This is a genomic window from Buttiauxella sp. AC142, assembly GCF_979253435.1.
In genome coordinates, this window is the sequence record NZ_CEEDCH010000001.1 from 1133311 (window position 1) to 1148229 (window position 14919).

Annotated in this window: 11 protein-coding genes and 6 tRNA genes; 4 read left to right on the forward strand and 13 right to left on the reverse strand. The window is 48.7% G+C overall.

The window, feature by feature from the left end; all coding sequences use genetic code 11:
- Positions 1 to 25: 25 nt before the first annotated feature.
- The 11 genes from AC0IWZ_RS05140 to nagB all read right to left on the reverse strand — a co-directional run bounded on the left by AC0IWZ_RS05140 (position 26) and on the right by nagB (position 6974).
- Positions 26 to 100: transfer RNA gene (locus tag AC0IWZ_RS05140), tRNA-Gln, on the reverse strand.
- Positions 101 to 106: 6 nt separating this feature from the next.
- Positions 107 to 183: transfer RNA gene (locus AC0IWZ_RS05145), tRNA-Met, on the reverse strand.
- A gap of 40 nt (positions 184 to 223) precedes the next feature.
- Positions 224 to 298, reverse strand: a tRNA-Gln gene (locus tag AC0IWZ_RS05150).
- 55 nt (positions 299 to 353) lie between these two features.
- Positions 354 to 428, reverse strand: a tRNA-Gln gene (locus AC0IWZ_RS05155).
- Between the two features lie 19 nt (positions 429 to 447).
- A tRNA-Leu gene (locus AC0IWZ_RS05160) sits at positions 448 to 532 on the reverse strand.
- Positions 533 to 548: 16 nt separating this feature from the next.
- Positions 549 to 625, reverse strand: a tRNA-Met gene (locus AC0IWZ_RS05165).
- Between the two features lie 250 nt (positions 626 to 875).
- On the reverse strand, positions 876 to 2540 hold the full coding sequence (asnB, locus tag AC0IWZ_RS05170) for an asparagine synthase B (protein ID WP_115630141.1): 1665 nt from the start codon (positions 2538 to 2540) through the stop codon (positions 876 to 878).
- Positions 2541 to 2943: 403 nt separating this feature from the next.
- A complete protein-coding gene (locus AC0IWZ_RS05175; RefSeq protein ID WP_034494033.1) occupies positions 2944 to 3696 on the reverse strand; it encodes an HAD-IIA family hydrolase in 753 nt (250 codons plus the stop codon).
- A gap of 75 nt (positions 3697 to 3771) precedes the next feature.
- Positions 3772 to 4992, reverse strand: a complete 1221-nt coding sequence (gene nagC, locus AC0IWZ_RS05180; protein WP_034494034.1) for a DNA-binding transcriptional regulator NagC — start codon at positions 4990 to 4992, stop codon at positions 3772 to 3774.
- 7 nt (positions 4993 to 4999) lie between these two features.
- A complete protein-coding gene (nagA, locus tag AC0IWZ_RS05185) occupies positions 5000 to 6148 on the reverse strand; it encodes an N-acetylglucosamine-6-phosphate deacetylase (protein WP_471677946.1) in 1149 nt (382 codons plus the stop codon).
- Between the two features lie 25 nt (positions 6149 to 6173).
- Positions 6174 to 6974 (reverse strand): glucosamine-6-phosphate deaminase, encoded by an 801-nt coding sequence (gene nagB / locus AC0IWZ_RS05190; protein ID WP_034494036.1) that lies wholly within the window; start codon positions 6972 to 6974, stop codon positions 6174 to 6176.
- A gap of 333 nt (positions 6975 to 7307) precedes the next feature.
- Between nagB and nagE the strand changes: the two genes are divergently transcribed.
- The 4 genes from nagE to chiQ all read left to right on the forward strand — a co-directional run bounded on the left by nagE (position 7308) and on the right by chiQ (position 13552).
- Complete coding sequence (gene nagE, locus AC0IWZ_RS05195; protein ID WP_034494037.1) at positions 7308 to 9332, forward strand: N-acetylglucosamine-specific PTS transporter subunit IIBC; 2025 nt, start codon at positions 7308 to 7310, stop codon at positions 9330 to 9332.
- A gap of 302 nt (positions 9333 to 9634) precedes the next feature.
- The gene (glnS, locus tag AC0IWZ_RS05200) at positions 9635 to 11302 is read left to right on the forward strand and encodes a glutamine--tRNA ligase (protein ID WP_034494038.1); all 1668 of its coding nucleotides are present in this window, start codon (positions 9635 to 9637) and stop codon (positions 11300 to 11302) included.
- Positions 11303 to 11774: 472 nt separating this feature from the next.
- Positions 11775 to 13172 carry a chitoporin ChiP gene (gene chiP, locus AC0IWZ_RS05205; RefSeq protein WP_034494039.1) on the forward strand — a complete coding sequence of 466 codons (1398 nt, stop codon included), beginning with the start codon at positions 11775 to 11777 and terminating at the stop codon, positions 13170 to 13172.
- Positions 13173 to 13219: 47 nt separating this feature from the next.
- Positions 13220 to 13552 (forward strand): ChiQ/YbfN family lipoprotein, encoded by a 333-nt coding sequence (gene chiQ, locus AC0IWZ_RS05210; RefSeq protein ID WP_034494040.1) that lies wholly within the window; start codon positions 13220 to 13222, stop codon positions 13550 to 13552.
- 89 nt (positions 13553 to 13641) lie between these two features.
- On the opposite strand, the gene fur is transcribed toward chiQ, so the two are convergent.
- Entirely contained in the window at positions 13642 to 14094 is a 453-nt protein-coding gene (gene fur / locus AC0IWZ_RS05215) for a ferric iron uptake transcriptional regulator (RefSeq protein ID WP_034494041.1), read from the reverse strand.
- 286 nt (positions 14095 to 14380) lie between these two features.
- Positions 14381 to 14911 (reverse strand): flavodoxin FldA, encoded by a 531-nt coding sequence (gene fldA / locus AC0IWZ_RS05220; protein ID WP_034494043.1) that lies wholly within the window; start codon positions 14909 to 14911, stop codon positions 14381 to 14383.
- Positions 14912 to 14919 lie beyond the last annotated feature (8 nt).

Sequence of the window (14919 nt, forward strand, 5' to 3'; positions counted from 1 at the left end):
CTCGCCGAAGCGAGCTTTTCATTTTTGGCTGGGGTACGAGGATTCGAACCTCGGAATGCTGGTATCAGAAACCAGAGCCTTACCGCTTGGCGATACCCCAAAAATATGGTGGCTACTACGGGAATCGAACCTGTGACCCCATCATTATGAGTGATGTGCTCTAACCAGCTGAGCTAAGTAGCCTAATTTTAAAACTATTTCTTCGACTGAATGCTTTTTCGACTGGCTGGGGTACCTGGATTCGAACCAGGGAATGCCGGTATCAAAAACCGGTGCCTTACCGCTTGGCGATACCCCAACTTAGGGCGCACAAAACTAACGTGCTATGTCGAAAACTGCTATATCAAAAAAATTGGCTGGGGTACCTGGATTCGAACCAGGGAATGCCGGTATCAAAAACCGGTGCCTTACCGCTTGGCGATACCCCATCCGTGCAACGCGTTAAAATGGTGCGGGAGGCGAGACTTGAACTCGCACACCTTGCGGCGCCAGAACCTAAATCTGGTGCGTCTACCAATTTCGCCACTCCCGCGCTAAAAAAAGAATAATGGTGGCTACTACGGGAATCGAACCTGTGACCCCATCATTATGAGTGATGTGCTCTAACCAGCTGAGCTAAGTAGCCTTCTTTTTTCTGCGTAACCTTATCGGCGTTGCGGGGCGCATTATGCGTAGTTGGCCTTCTAGCGTCAACAATTTTTTCCCGAAAATTGGTGTAAATTGTCTGTTTGATTAGCTTACGAACAGCTTGGTGCAATATTCGTCAATTATCGGTTATTTCGTGGTTTTATCTGAGGGAAAAGCCCGGATAAGCGGTGAGGAATCTTGCAGAAACAAAAACGGGCCCGCAGGCCCGTGTCGTTAATTTTGTTTGCTTATTTGTAAGCTGACTGGTGAACACCCACCGCACGGCCTGATGGATCATTCATTGTTTTGAAGGCTTCATCCCATTCAATGGCCTTAGCAGAAGAACAGGCAACAGATGGGCCACCAGGAACGCAATGGGCAGCACTTGGCAGCGGGAATAATTCTTCAAAGATTTCACGATACAAATACGCTTCTTTAGAACCTGGCGTGTTGTACGGGAAACGGTAGCTTGCGGTTTCCAGTTGTTGATCGGTGACCTGAGCCGCAGCCACTTCTTTTAACGTGTCAATCCAGCTGTAACCTACACCATCAGAGAATTGCTCTTTCTGACGCCATGCAACGCTTGCTGGCAGATAAGATTCAAAACATTCACGCAGGATATGTTTTTCCATTTTGCCGTTGCCGCACATTTTGTCTTTCGGGTTGATGCGCATTGCAACATCGAGGAATTTCTTATCCAGGAACGGTACGCGAGCTTCCACGCCCCAGGCTGACATCGCTTTGTTGGCACGAGCGCAGTCAAACATATGCAGCGATTGCAGCTTACGTACGGTTTCTTCGTGCAGCTCTTTATCGTTTGGCGCTTTATGGAAGTACAGGTAGCCGCCAAACACTTCGTCAGAACCTTCACCAGACAGCACCATTTTAATGCCCATTGCTTTGATTTTACGGGACATCAAATACATTGGAGTCGAGGCGCGAATAGTGGTCACATCGTAAGTTTCGATGTGATAGATAACGTCACGAATTGCATCCAGACCTTCTTGCACTGTGAAATGGATTTCGTGGTGAACGGTACCCAGATGGTTTGCCACCTCTTGCGCAGCTATCAGATCAGGCGAACCGACCAGACCGACCGCAAAGGAGTGCAGCTGCGGCCACCAGGCTTCAGAGCGTTCTTCATCTTCTACACGGCGGGCGGCAAATTTCTTGGTGATAGCGGAGATAACAGATGAATCCAGACCACCAGAAAGCAAAACGCCGTACGGTACGTCAGACATCAGATGGCTTTTTACGGAATCTTCCAGCGCCTGACGCAATTCGTTTTTGTCAGTAACGTTGTCTTTGACCGCATCATATTCAAACCAGTCACGCTGATAATAACTGCGGATTTCACCGTCTTTGCTCCACAGGTAACTACCTGCAGGGAATTCTTTGATGGTACGACAAACCGGCACCAGCGCTTTCATTTCAGAAGCCACATACATGTTGCCGTGTTCGTCATGGCCCATATACAACGGGATGATGCCGATATGGTCGCGGCCAATCAGATAAGCGTCCTGCACTTCGTCATACAGAACGAAAGCAAACATACCTTGCAGGTCATCCAGAAACTCTGGGCCTTTCTCCTGATAAAGCGCCAGGATAACTTCGCAGTCAGAACCGGTCTGGAATTCGTAACGGTCGCCGTATTCCGCGCGCAGGGCCTGATGGTTGTAGATTTCGCCGTTAACCGCTAATGCGTGAGTTTTTGCTTTGTTGTAAAGCGGCTGAGCGCCTGCGTTTACATCAACAATAGAGAGACGTTCGTGAGAAAGGATGGCTTTTTCATGTGCATAAACACCGGACCAGTCTGGCCCACGGTGGCGCATCAGGCGTGATAACTCGAGCGCTTTCTTACGCAATTCGACCGCATCGGTCTTGATATCCAGAACACCAAAAATTGAACACATAGAACTCTCTCCGTAATGCTTCTTTGAGCCATTAAATTGTTTTTACCCTTCATACTTCAAGTTGCAGATGCGTTGTCTGCATTCAGTCACCCGAATCACTTACTCCAGTAAGCTCATCGGGATTCCTTCACTTGCCGCCTTCCTGTAACTCGAATTATTTTGGGTAATAGCTGCGTTGCATGAATATGAAAATGCGCAATCATTGACGGGAATGCAAGCCCTTTAGTCTTTATGGGATAAATAGTTCAATGGCGATTGTTGATTACTGAAAAATGATGATGAAATAAGCGAAATTATTAGTGGATCGACAATTTTTGGTGAAATCGTCAGGCTGGCATTCAGAGAAGGGGAAAAAGATTGTTGAATCGGCAAAACGCCCGGCGAAAACCGGGCGAATCATTAATTAGATGATATCGACTTCTGCAACCGACGGGTAAATCCAGGAAGGGCGGAACGGCATAGCATCAATGTCGTTGAGCGTCGAAACACCAGACAGCACCAGAATGGTTTCTAAACCCGCCTGGAAGCCAGCAAGAATATCGGTACGCAGATTATCGCCAACAATCACGGTATGTTCCGAATGCGCCTGCATTTTATTGAGGGCAGCGCGAATGATCCATGGGCTTGGCTTGCCCACGCAGAACGGTTTGCGGCCGGAAATTTTCTCTATACCGGCGCAGAGCGCACCACAAGCCGGATAATAACCACGGCCATGGGTGTCGGGGTTAGTCGCAATAAAGCGTGCGCCATTCGCCACAAAATAAGCGGCTTTGTGCATCATTTCCCAATTATAGGAACGTGTCTCGCCAACAATAACAAAGTCTGGGTTGATGTCGGTGATAGTGAAACCGGCTTTATACAGCTCATGAATCAATGCACCTTCACCTACCACGTAGGCTTTTTTCCCTTCCTGGCGACGCAAGAAATCGGCAGTTGCCATTGCTGAGGTATAAAAAACGCTATCCGGGACATCAATACCGGCAGAAGCAAAACGGTTTGCCAGATCCTGCCCTGTTTGCGACGGGTAATTCGTCAGCAGGACGAGCGGCATACCCTTTTCCATGATGCGGCCCAGGAATTCATTCGCACCGGGTACGGCAACGTTGTCGTGCATCAGCACGCCGTCAATATCACAAATTACATTCTGAATGGTCATTGATTACTCTGGCTCAAATTTCTGGCTCACATTTCAGGAAGGCGTAACTATAGCGCAAAAAGCACAGCGACTGGATTAACTCTCCAGCAACCGCTGAAGCAACACGCCATTGAGCATTGAGCGTTTTACCAGCGCAAAGGCACCAATGGCAGAACGGTCATCCAATTTTGAGCACACAACAGGCAGGTTTTTGCGGAAGGCTTTCAACACCTGCGTATTAATGCAGCCTTCAATAGCCGGGAGAAGCACTTTTTCGGCTTCAATGATTTCCCCGGCAATTACGACTTTCTGCGGGTTGAACAGGTTAATCGCAATTGAAATGGCTTTACCCAGGTGACGGCCAACATGTTCAATCACTTCACAGGCCAGCGCATCGCCTTTATTAGCGGCTTTGCAAATCGCCTTAATGTCACACTCTTCAAGCGTCAGGCGGCTGTTATAGCCTTGTTCAAGCAAATGGCGCACACGATGTTCAATCGCAGCATTGGCGGCAATGGTTTCCAGGCAGCCAAAGTTCCCGCAATGGCAACGTTCACCTAAAGGATCGACCTGGATGTGACCAATTTCGCCGACGTTACCGTTACGACCAATAAAAATGCGACCGTTTGAAAGAATACCGGCTCCCGTACCACGGTGAACACGCACCAAAATGGAGTCATCGCAGTCGTGAGTTGCACCAAAGTAGTGCTCTGCAAGCGCCAGGCTGCGGATATCGTGGCCGACGTAACAGGTGACTTTGAACTGTTTTTCAAGGCTATCGACTAACGACCAGTTATTGACCTCGATATGCGGCATATAGCGAATCACGCCGCTATCAGGATCCACCAGGCCCGGCAGAATCACGGAGATAGCAATCAGTTCACGCATTTTGCGCTGATATATTTCGATAAACTGAGAAATGGCGTTCAGTAGCGCGTGCTCGAGCGTTTCCTGGGTGCGTTCTGGCAGAGCATAATGCTCTTCGGCCAACGGTTTTGCGCTGAGGTCGAACAGGGTGATGGTGGCATCATGGCGGCCAAGGCGCACGCCAATCGCATTGAAATTGCGGGTTTCGGTGATAATGGAGATAGCGCGGCGGCCCCCGGTGGAAGCCTGTTGATCCACTTCTTTGATCAGTCCGCGCTCAATTAACTGGCGAGTAATTTTTGTGACGCTGGCCGGTGCAAGCTGGCTCTGCTCGGCAATCTGAATACGAGAGATTGGCCCATGTTGGTCAATCAGGCGATATACCGCCGCGCTATTCAGCTGTTTTACCAGATCGACATTACCAATTTGAGCCTGTCCGCCAGTCGTCATGCCTTAATTACTCAGTTACGACCTCGTTACCATTAACAAAGGTCTTGGTGATTTTAAAATCGCGGGTAAATGTCGTCAGGTTGGCGACTTTCCCAGCTTCGATAGTCCCTAATTGCTGGTCTACACCCATCGCACGGGCAGGGTAGAGCGTCGCCATCCGCAAGACTTCGTCTAAGGCGATGCCGGCATGCTCGACCAGGTTACGTACCCCTTCAATCATCGTCAGGGCAGAACCGCTCAGCGTACCGTTCTCATCTACACATAAACCATCACGGTAGTATATTGTTTTTCCTGCGAAAATGAACTCATCTATATTTGCGCCCGCCGGAGCGGTGGCATCAGTCACCAGGCACAGCTTGTCGCCTTTGACCTTTTTCGCAGTACGAATGTTCGCATAATCCACATGTAAACCATCGGCAATGATACCGCAGTAAACATCTGGCTCATCAAAAATTGCACCTGCAAGCCCGGGTTCGCGGCCAGTAATGTACGGCATGGCATTGAAAAGGTGGGTTGCGAAGGTGATACCTGCACGGAAACCGACTTTGGCTTCTTTAACCGTCGCATTGGAGTGCCCGGCGGAAACGATAATGCCGGATGCAACCAGTTTACTGATGACTTCTGGCGCAACCATTTCGGGTGCCAGAGTCACTTTGGTGATGACGTCTGCATTCTCGCAGAGGAAATCGACCAGTTCTGCATCTGGTTTACGCACGAAACTTGGGTTGTGCGTGCCTTTTTTCACCATGTTCAGCCATGGGCCTTCAAGATGCAGACCGAGCGCCTGGTTCTGATACTTAGCCAGGTATTCGCGCATGACTTTCACGCCTTGCTTCATCAGGTCATCGCTGGCCGTGATAAGTGTTGGCAGGTAGCTGGTGCAGCCAGAACGCTCGTTGGCTTTCTGCATGATTTCCAGCGTGTCAACCGTCACCGCATCAGCGGAATCGTTGAACTGCACACCACCGCAGCCATTCAATTGCACATCAATAAAACCGGGGGCGATGATTGCACCACCCACATCACGAGTCTCTATACCCGCTGGGAGATCTGAGCGCGGGCAAACGCGTTCAATCAGGCCGTTCGCGATAACAATCGCGTGATCATCAAGAATTTCATGGCCGGTATGAATCCGACCGTGAGTTAATGCAAACATAGTTACCCCCGGTTATGACTATTACTTAAAGATCTTTGATATTTTCTGCTTCAAGTTCATTGAAGTACTTCAGCGTTTTCACTTTGAGTTCCATCGTGGATGGCTCATCACAAACAACCACTGCTTTAGGGTGCAGTTGCAGACAGCTAATGGTCCACATGTGATTCACGTTACCTTCCACAGCCGCTTGCAGCGCTTGCGCTTTCAAATGGCCCAGAACCAAAATCATCACTTCTTCGGCGTCGAGCAGAGTACCTACGCCAACGGTCAGTGCGTATTTTGGAACTTGAGAAACATCACCATCAAAGAAACGGGAGTTTGCTACACGAGTGTCATGAGTCAGGGTTTTGATACGGGTACGAGATGCCAGAGAAGAAGCAGGTTCGTTGAATGCGATATGACCGTCGTTGCCCACACCACCCATGAACAGGTGAATTTTGCCGTATGAACGAATTTTCTCTTCATAACGACGGCATTCTGCGTCAACATCTTCGGCGTTGCCATTCAGCAGATTGATGTTTTCTGCTGGGATATCAACGTGGTCAAAGAAGTTGCGGTGCATAAAGGTGTGATAGCTTTCTGGATGCTCTTTTGGCAAGCCAACGTATTCATCCATGTTAAAGGTGACGACGTTTTTAAAGCTAACCTGGCCCGCTTTGTGCATCTCTACCAGCGCTTTATACGCTTCAAGAGGCGTACCGCCAGTTGGCAGGCCCAGCAGGAAAGGACGATCTGCGGTTGGGTTAAACGCATTGATACGTTTAACGATATGGCGCGCTGCCCATTTGCCAACTTGAGCTGGGGTAGCCAGGGGAATCAGTCTCATCATTCACCTCATAAGTTAATAAAAACGATATTAGCCAAATTGATTGCCCGAACCCTTAAAGGGTAACTCAGTTTCAAACCTGCGATGACGGGATCAATCTGTCTTGATTTTTCGGATGATAAAATAAGTTTTAGTCGATAGCTAGCCAAAGGGGAGTGCAATAACAATATTTGGTGATTTTAATCACAAAAAAAGGGTGTTTAATTTGCGATACGAATTAATTTTTCACACACTCAGAAGGTTGGTGAATCTTCGCCATGCTTTCAAGGTTTGTTAAACAATAATAAAACTGCTTTGAACGAGCCTTAACGGGGTCTCATAGGGGGAATTGACGTGAGTATTCTAGGTTATATGCAAAAGGTTGGCCGTGCGCTGATGGTGCCGGTAGCCACGCTACCAGCCGCAGCCATATTAATGGGTGTTGGTTACTGGATTGACCCGGTTAGCTGGGGTGGTGATAGCGCATTAGCTGCGTTGTTCATCAAATCTGGTGCTGCAATTATTGATAACATGGGTGTGCTGTTTGCCATTGGTGTGGCTTACGGTATGTCTAAAGATAAAGATGGTGCTGCTGCACTAACCGGCTTTGTCGGTTTCCTGGTTTTGACAACGCTCTGCTCTCCAGCCGCTGTTTCCATGATCAAACATATTCCGTTAGATCAGGTGCCGTTTGCGTTCTCTAAAATCCAAAACCAATTTGTCGGTATTCTGGTCGGGATTATTTCCGCCGAGTTGTACAACCGCTTTAGCAGCGTTGAGCTGCCGAAAGCATTGTCCTTCTTCAGCGGACGTCGCCTGGTGCCGATCATCACTTCCTTTGTGATGATCGCGGTTGCCTTCATCATGATGTTTATCTGGCCGGTCGTGTTTAGTGGCCTGGTGAACTTCGGTGAGCACATCCAGAAAATGGGTTCTATCGGCGCAGGTGTGTATGCGTTCTTTAACCGTTTACTGATTCCAGTTGGTCTGCACCACGCCCTGAACTCCGTGTTCTGGTTCGATGTTGCCGGTATCAACGACATTCCTAAGTTCCTTGGCGGTGCTAAATCTATCGCTGAAGGTACGGGTATTGTTGGTATTACTGGTCGTTACCAGGCTGGTTTCTTCCCAATCATGATGTTCGGTCTTCCAGGTGCTGCGCTGGCAATTTACCACTGCGCGCGTCCTGAAAATAAAGCCAAAGTATTGGGTATCATGATGGCAGGTGCGTTTGCTGCCTTCTTTACTGGTATCACTGAACCGTTGGAATTCTCCTTCATGTTCGTGGCTCCCGTTCTGTATCTGATTCACGCAGTGCTGACCGGTATTTCCGTATTCATCGCAGCAAGCATGCATTGGATTGCAGGTTTCGGCTTCAGTGCGGGTCTGGTGGATATGGTGCTTTCTTCCCGTAACCCACTGGCAACTCACTGGTACATGCTGATTCCGCAAGGCCTTGTGTTCTTCGTGATTTACTACGTTGTGTTCCGCTTTACTATCAACAAATTCAATCTGTTGACTCCAGGTCGTGAACTGGCTGTTGCAGGTGATGAAGCTGATGGTCAGGACGTGAATGTCAGCACCAACACCAATCAGGATGTTTCTGAGCTGGCTCGTCAGTACATTGCGGCTGTAGGTGGTTCTGCAAACCTGACAGGTATCGACGCGTGTATCACTCGTCTGCGCCTGAACGTGAAAGACTCTTCACTGGTGAACGAATCTCTGGCTAAACGCCTGGGTGCCACCGGTGTTATCCGTCTGAACAAAACCAGCGTGCAAATCATCGTCGGCTTTGTGGCTGAGAAAATTGCTAACGCAATGAAAACAGTAGGCGACGTTGCTGCTGCTCCGGCTGCCGCTTCTGCGACCGCTGCGCCAGTCGCTGCTGCAAAACCACAGGCAGTTCCAAACGCTGTAACCATCGCGGCACTGGTTTCACCAGTAACGGGTGATGTGGTAGCGCTGGAGCAGGTTCCTGATGAAGCTTTCGCCAGCAAAGCGGTAGGTGATGGTGTTGCTGTTAAGCCAACTGAGAAAACAGTTGTCGCACCAGCTGCCGGTACTATCGTGAAAATCTTCAATACTAACCATGCGTTCTGTCTGGAAACCGAAAAGGGTGCTGAGATCGTTGTCCATATGGGCATTGATACCGTCGCGCTGAACGGACAAGGCTTTACTCGCCTGGTAGAAGAGGGTGCTGAAGTGGTTGCAGGCCAGCCGATTCTGGAAATGGATCTTGATTTCCTGAACGCCAATGCTCGCTCCATGATTAGCCCGGTTGTTTGCAGCAATATCGACGACTACAGCGGTCTGGTTATCCAGGCGCAAGGTTCCGTCGTTGCAGGCCAAACGCCTCTGTATGAAATTAAAGGCAAATAATCGCTCCTGAGTTATGTACCCAAAATAATGCGAGTTGCATCGCGGCGGCAAGAGAACGAGTCCCGATGAGCTTAGTGTACTAAGTGATTCGGGTGAGTGAACATAACCAACAAAGATGCAACTTGAAGTATGAAGGGTAAGATTGTGCCTTTAGCGGCTGGGGAGTCTTTTCTCCAGCCGCTTTTTTATGGCTTCCGCCGACCCTTCCCAATCCCCTTATTTATTCAACAAAAGGTTGTTTCCGACGCTTGCTTATAAGATCATGGGCGGATAACTAAAGTTTTTGCACAGAGGAACCCGCGATGAGTGAGGCCGAAGCCCGCCCAACTAACTTTATTCGCCAGATTATTGATGAAGATTTGGCCAATGGTAAGCACACCAGCATTTGCACCCGTTTCCCGCCAGAGCCAAACGGCTATCTGCACATCGGCCATGCAAAATCCATCTGCCTGAATTTTGGTATCGCGCAAGATTATCAAGGCCAGTGCAACCTGCGTTTCGATGACACCAACCCGGTAAAAGAAGACATCGAATACGTTGATTCCATTAAGCACGATGTTGAATGGCTCGGTTTCCAGTGGTCCGGCAACATCCGTTATTCCTCTGATTATTTCGACCAGCTGTTTAACTACGCGGTTGAGCTTATCAATAAAGGTCTGGCGTATGTCGATGAACTGACTCCGGAACAAATCCGTGAATATCGCGGCTCATTGACCTCTCCTGGCAAAAACAGCCCATATCGCGACCGCACCGTTGAAGAAAACCTCGCGCTGTTTGAGAAAATGCGTAACGGTGAGTTTGCTGAAGGGACTGCGTGCCTGCGTGCGAAAATCGACATGGCTTCGCCGTTTATCGTCATGCGCGATCCGGTTATTTACCGTATCAAGTTTGCCGACCACCACCAGACCGGCAGCAAGTGGTGCATCTACCCGATGTACGACTTCACCCACTGCATTTCCGATGCGCTGGAAGGCATTACGCACTCCCTGTGTACGCTGGAATTCCAGGACAACCGTCGCCTGTACGACTGGGTGTTGGATAACATCACTATTCCTGCGCACCCGCGTCAGTACGAGTTCTCACGCCTGAATCTCGAATACTCCATCATGTCCAAGCGCAAGCTGAACCTGCTGGTGACTGAGAAGGTTGTAGAGGGTTGGGATGACCCACGTATGCCGACCATCTCTGGTCTGCGTCGTCGTGGTTACACTGCCGCTTCTATTCGTGAATTCTGTAAGCGCATTGGTGTGACCAAGCAAGACAACACCGTTGAAATGGCTGCCCTGGAATCTTGTATCCGTGACGACCTGAACGAGAACGCGCCGCGTGCGATGGCGGTTCTGGATCCGGTAAAAGTTATCATTGAAAACTTCCCGCAGGGCGAAGTTGAAATGGTCACGATGCCTAACCATCCTAACAAACCAGAGATGGGTAGCCGTCAGGTGCCGTTTAGCCGTGAAATCTACATCGACCGCGCTGACTTCCGTGAAGAAGCCAACAAACAGTACAAGCGTCTGGTGCTGGGCAAAGAAGTTCGTCTGCGTAATGCATATGTGATTAAAGCCGATCGTGTTGAGAAAGATGAAGCAGGGAACATCACCGTGCTGCATTGCTCCTACGATCCGGACACATTAAGCAAAGACCCTGCTGATGGACGTAAAGTGAAAGGTGTAATTCATTGGGTCAGTGCTGAACATGCATTGCCGGTTGAAATCCGTCTTTACGACCGTTTGTTCAGCGTGGCGAACCCTGGGGCTGCTGAAGATTTCTTGGCCACAATTAACCCGGAATCTCTGGTCATCAAGCAAGGTTTTGTCGAGCCAAGCCTGAAAAATGCCGAAATCAGCAAAGCGTATCAGTTCGAGCGCGAAGGTTATTTCTGCCTGGATAGCCGTTATACAACAGCTGAAAAACTGGTGTTTAACCGTACCGTCGGGCTGCGTGATACCTGGGCCAAAATGGGCGAATAACCCTAAGGTTACATGGTCAATGTATGACAAAAACGCCGCAAATCGCGGCGTTTTTTTTTCGCTTTAGAATCATCTGGTTAAACATTTCTTCACATTCGCGTTGCGAATTAATGTTATTTGCGCTCCTCACTGCAAAATTTTCACGGTCAATATCGGAACATTAATAATTCTTTGTTTAATTATGTGAGCGCTCTCATGTAGAGTTTTGTATGTTAATAATTTCAATTATCCAGATAAAACTCTTGAGTCGTCATTTGTTACAAATACTCATAAATTATGTGCTCTCTGTCATAATATCGGAATGAACTCTTACAAAGTCGTTGATAATTCGCGTCGCGAAAAATAGTCTTAAGGAAGCAGTAATGCGGGCAAATATTCATAACCGCTTTAGCCGTTAGGCATTTTTACTTTTTTCGCTACATGACGTCTTTTAACGTCCAGCGATTATTTATTCGTCAAAGAGGAATTTTCTATGCGTACGTTTAGTGGCAAACGTAGTGCGCTGGCGCTTGCAATCGCAGGTGTTACGGCTCTTTCAGGATTAGTGGTCATCCCTCAGGCAACGGCAGCAGGTTTTATTGATGATTCAACGCTGACCGGCGGCGTTTATTACTGGCAGCGTGAGCGTGACCGTAAAGACGTCACAACGGGTAAATACGAAACTAACCTTGCGCACTCCACATGGAACGCAAACCTGGACTTCCAGTCAGGTTATGCCGCAGACATGTTTGGTCTGGACGTTGCGGCCTTTACTGCTATCGAAATGGCAGAAAACGCTAACAGCGGTCACCCAAACGAAATCGCATTCTCCTCTTCTAACAAAGCTTATGACGAAGATTATTCCGGCGATAAGAGCGGCATCAGCCTCTATAAAGCAGCGGCTAAATTCAAATACGGCCCGGTATGGGCGCGTGGTGGTTACATTCAGCCAACCGGTCAAACTCTGTTAGCACCACACTGGAGCTTCATGCCTGGTACTTACCAGGGCGCAGAAGCTGGTGCAAACTTTGACTATGGCGATTCTGGTGCGTTGAGCTTCTCCTACATGTGGACCAACGAGTATAAAGCTCCGTGGCACCTGGAAATGGACAAGTTCTATCAGAACGATAAGAACACCAAAGTTGAATACTTACATTCACTTGGCGCGAAATATGACTTCAAAAATAACCTGATTCTTGAGGCCGCATTTGGCCAGGCTGAAGGTTATGTTGATCAGTATTTCACTAAGGCGAGCTACAAATTTGATATCGCGGGCAGCCCGTTAACCACCAGCTACCAGTTCTACGGCACGCGTGACAAAGTTTCTGACGGTAGTGTGAACGATCTGTACGACGGCACCGCATGGTTGCAGGCATTGACTCTCGGATACAGAGTCGGCCAGGTTGATTTGCGCCTTGAAGGAACCATGGTTAAGGCTGATGGCCAACAGGGCTACTTCCTACAGCGTATGACGCCAACCTACGCCTCTTCCAACGGTCGTCTTGATGTGTGGTGGGATAACCGCTCTGACTTCAACGCCAACGGTGAAAAAGCGGTATTTGCAGGCGCGATGTATGACCTGAGCAACTGGAATCTTGCGGGTTGGGCGGTGGGCGCTTCTTATGTTTACGCATGGGATGCCAAACCAAGCTCCAAACCAACCACAGACGGTTACTACGATGCGGATAACCGCCTGAAAGAATCTGCGTACAGCCTTGATGCGTTGTATACCGTTCAGGATGGCCGTGCGAAAGGCACTCTGTTCAAACTGCACTTCACTCAGTACGACAACCATTCCGACATCCCAAGCTGGGGCGGTGGTTACGGCAACATCTTCCAGGATGAGCGTGACGTGAAATTCATTGTTATCGCACCGTTCACCATCTTCTGATTCGAATCCGGGCGTGAAAACGCCCGGTTTTCTTAAGGATATCAAGCATGAAAAAAATCGTTCTGACAGTGGTGATGGCGTTAGGTTTGAGTGCGTGTGCGCAGCAACAACCTAAAACGGCTCCGGAAGATACGAAACTAAAACAAGCGTATAGCGCCTGTATTAACACCGCAGAAGGTAATCCGGATAAAATTCAGGCCTGCCAAAGCGTGTTGAATGTACTGGCTCAGGAAAAAGAGCATCAGGATTTCGCGAAGAAAGAAACGGTTCGTACCCTGGATTACCAGAACTGTATTCAGGCGACCCGCACGGGTAATGATCAGGCGGTAAAAGCTAAATGCGATAAAATCTGGCAAGAGATTCGCGCTAACAACAAATAATGGTAGTGCGTAAGCCATAAAAAAACCGGTGAGTGTCCTCACCGGTTTTTTTATGCATGGCTCCTGAATCAGAAGCCAGAATATACGGATTACCTTTCGCTGATTTCGTGTGCGTTTTCATCAGTACGGCAATCACCTTCAGCGCAGTGACCGTAAAGGTACAGGCTGTGGTTAGTCAGACGAATGCCATGACGTGTTGCGATTTCGCGCTGGCGGGCTTCGATTGAATCATCACTGAATTCAATAACCTTGCCGCAATCCAGACAGATCAGATGGTCATGGTGATGCTGCTGCGTCAGTTCGAATACGGATTTGCCGCCTTCGAAATTATGACGAGTCACAATGCCTGCATCATCAAACTGGTTGAGTACACGATATACGGTGGCGAGACCAATCTCTTCACCCATATCAATCAGACGTTTATAGAGGTCTTCCGCACTGACGTGGTGGTTCACCGGCCCCTGCAACACTTCAAGGATTTTTAATCGCGGAAGCGTGACTTTCAAGCCGGCTTTCTTTAATGCGGTATTATTGTCAGTCATGCGGAAATTGTCCTGTTGCTTAACGATTCGCTCGGACTCAGGGTGAGCGTTAAGATGAATGCGTCTCATTATAGAACTGCCACTTCTAAATGGGAACCGCAAGTATTATGCATAATCAAGCTAAAAAATGGCGGCTGAGTCGCGATTTGTTTGCCTTGCTAGCTTTTTGATCAGGAGGTCATTGTACAGGGACAAACTGAAAAGTTAAAAATTTGTAGCAATTATTTTAATCGATAATATCTATCAATGTGACGCAACCCGTTTAAAAGCTGCGTCACATCCAGAATCAGGCGTTGATGATATCAGCCAGGTTCAGCTCGTCAGAAACTTGCTTGACCCATTTCTGAACGCGTTCAGCCGTCAGTTCTGGTTGACGATCTTCATCGATAGCCAGACCGACAAAGTGATCGTCGTCAGCCAGGCCTTTAGAGGCTTCGAAATGGTAGCCCGCAGTTGGCCAGTGACCGACGATAGCTGCGCCGCGTGGCTCAATGATGTCGCGGATAGTACCTAACGCGTCACAGAAGTATTCTGCGTAATCTTCCTGGTCGCCACAGCCGAACAGAGCAACCAGTTTGCCATTGAAATCAACTTCTTCCAGCGTCGGGAAGAAATCATCCCAGTCGCATTGTGCTTCACCGTAATACCACGTTGGGATGCCGAGAAGCAGAATATCGAAGCCTTCCAGGTCTTCTTTGCTGCTCTTAGCAATGTCATGCACCTCAGCAACTTCTTTACCGAGCTGTTTTTGAATCATTTTCGCGATATTTTCGGTGTTACCAGTGTCGCTGCCGAAAAAAATGCCTACGATTGCCATGAGTAAAA

Excerpts from the sequence above, each read along its gene's own strand:
- fldA (WP_034494043.1), bottom strand. The coding sequence starts at position 14,911 with ATGGCAATCGTAGGCATTTTTTTCGGCAGCGACACTGGTAACACCGAA.
- nagA (WP_471677946.1), bottom strand. The coding sequence starts at position 6,148 with ATGTTTGCATTAACTCACGGTCGGATTCATACCGGCCATGAAATTCTT.
- nagB (WP_034494036.1), bottom strand. The coding sequence starts at position 6,974 with ATGAGACTGATTCCCCTGGCTACCCCAGCTCAAGTTGGCAAATGGGCA.
- asnB (WP_115630141.1), bottom strand. The coding sequence starts at position 2,540 with ATGTGTTCAATTTTTGGTGTTCTGGATATCAAGACCGATGCGGTCGAA.
- nagC (WP_034494034.1), bottom strand. The coding sequence starts at position 4,992 with ATGACGACTGGCGGACAGGCTCAAATTGGTAATGTCGATCTGGTAAAA.
- chiP (WP_034494039.1), top strand. The coding sequence starts at position 11,775 with ATGCGTACGTTTAGTGGCAAACGTAGTGCGCTGGCGCTTGCAATCGCA.
- chiQ (WP_034494040.1), top strand. The coding sequence starts at position 13,220 with ATGAAAAAAATCGTTCTGACAGTGGTGATGGCGTTAGGTTTGAGTGCG.
- AC0IWZ_RS05175 (WP_034494033.1), bottom strand. The coding sequence starts at position 3,696 with ATGACCATTCAGAATGTAATTTGTGATATTGACGGCGTGCTGATGCAC.
- fur (WP_034494041.1), bottom strand. The coding sequence starts at position 14,094 with ATGACTGACAATAATACCGCATTAAAGAAAGCCGGCTTGAAAGTCACG.
- glnS (WP_034494038.1), top strand. The coding sequence starts at position 9,635 with ATGAGTGAGGCCGAAGCCCGCCCAACTAACTTTATTCGCCAGATTATT.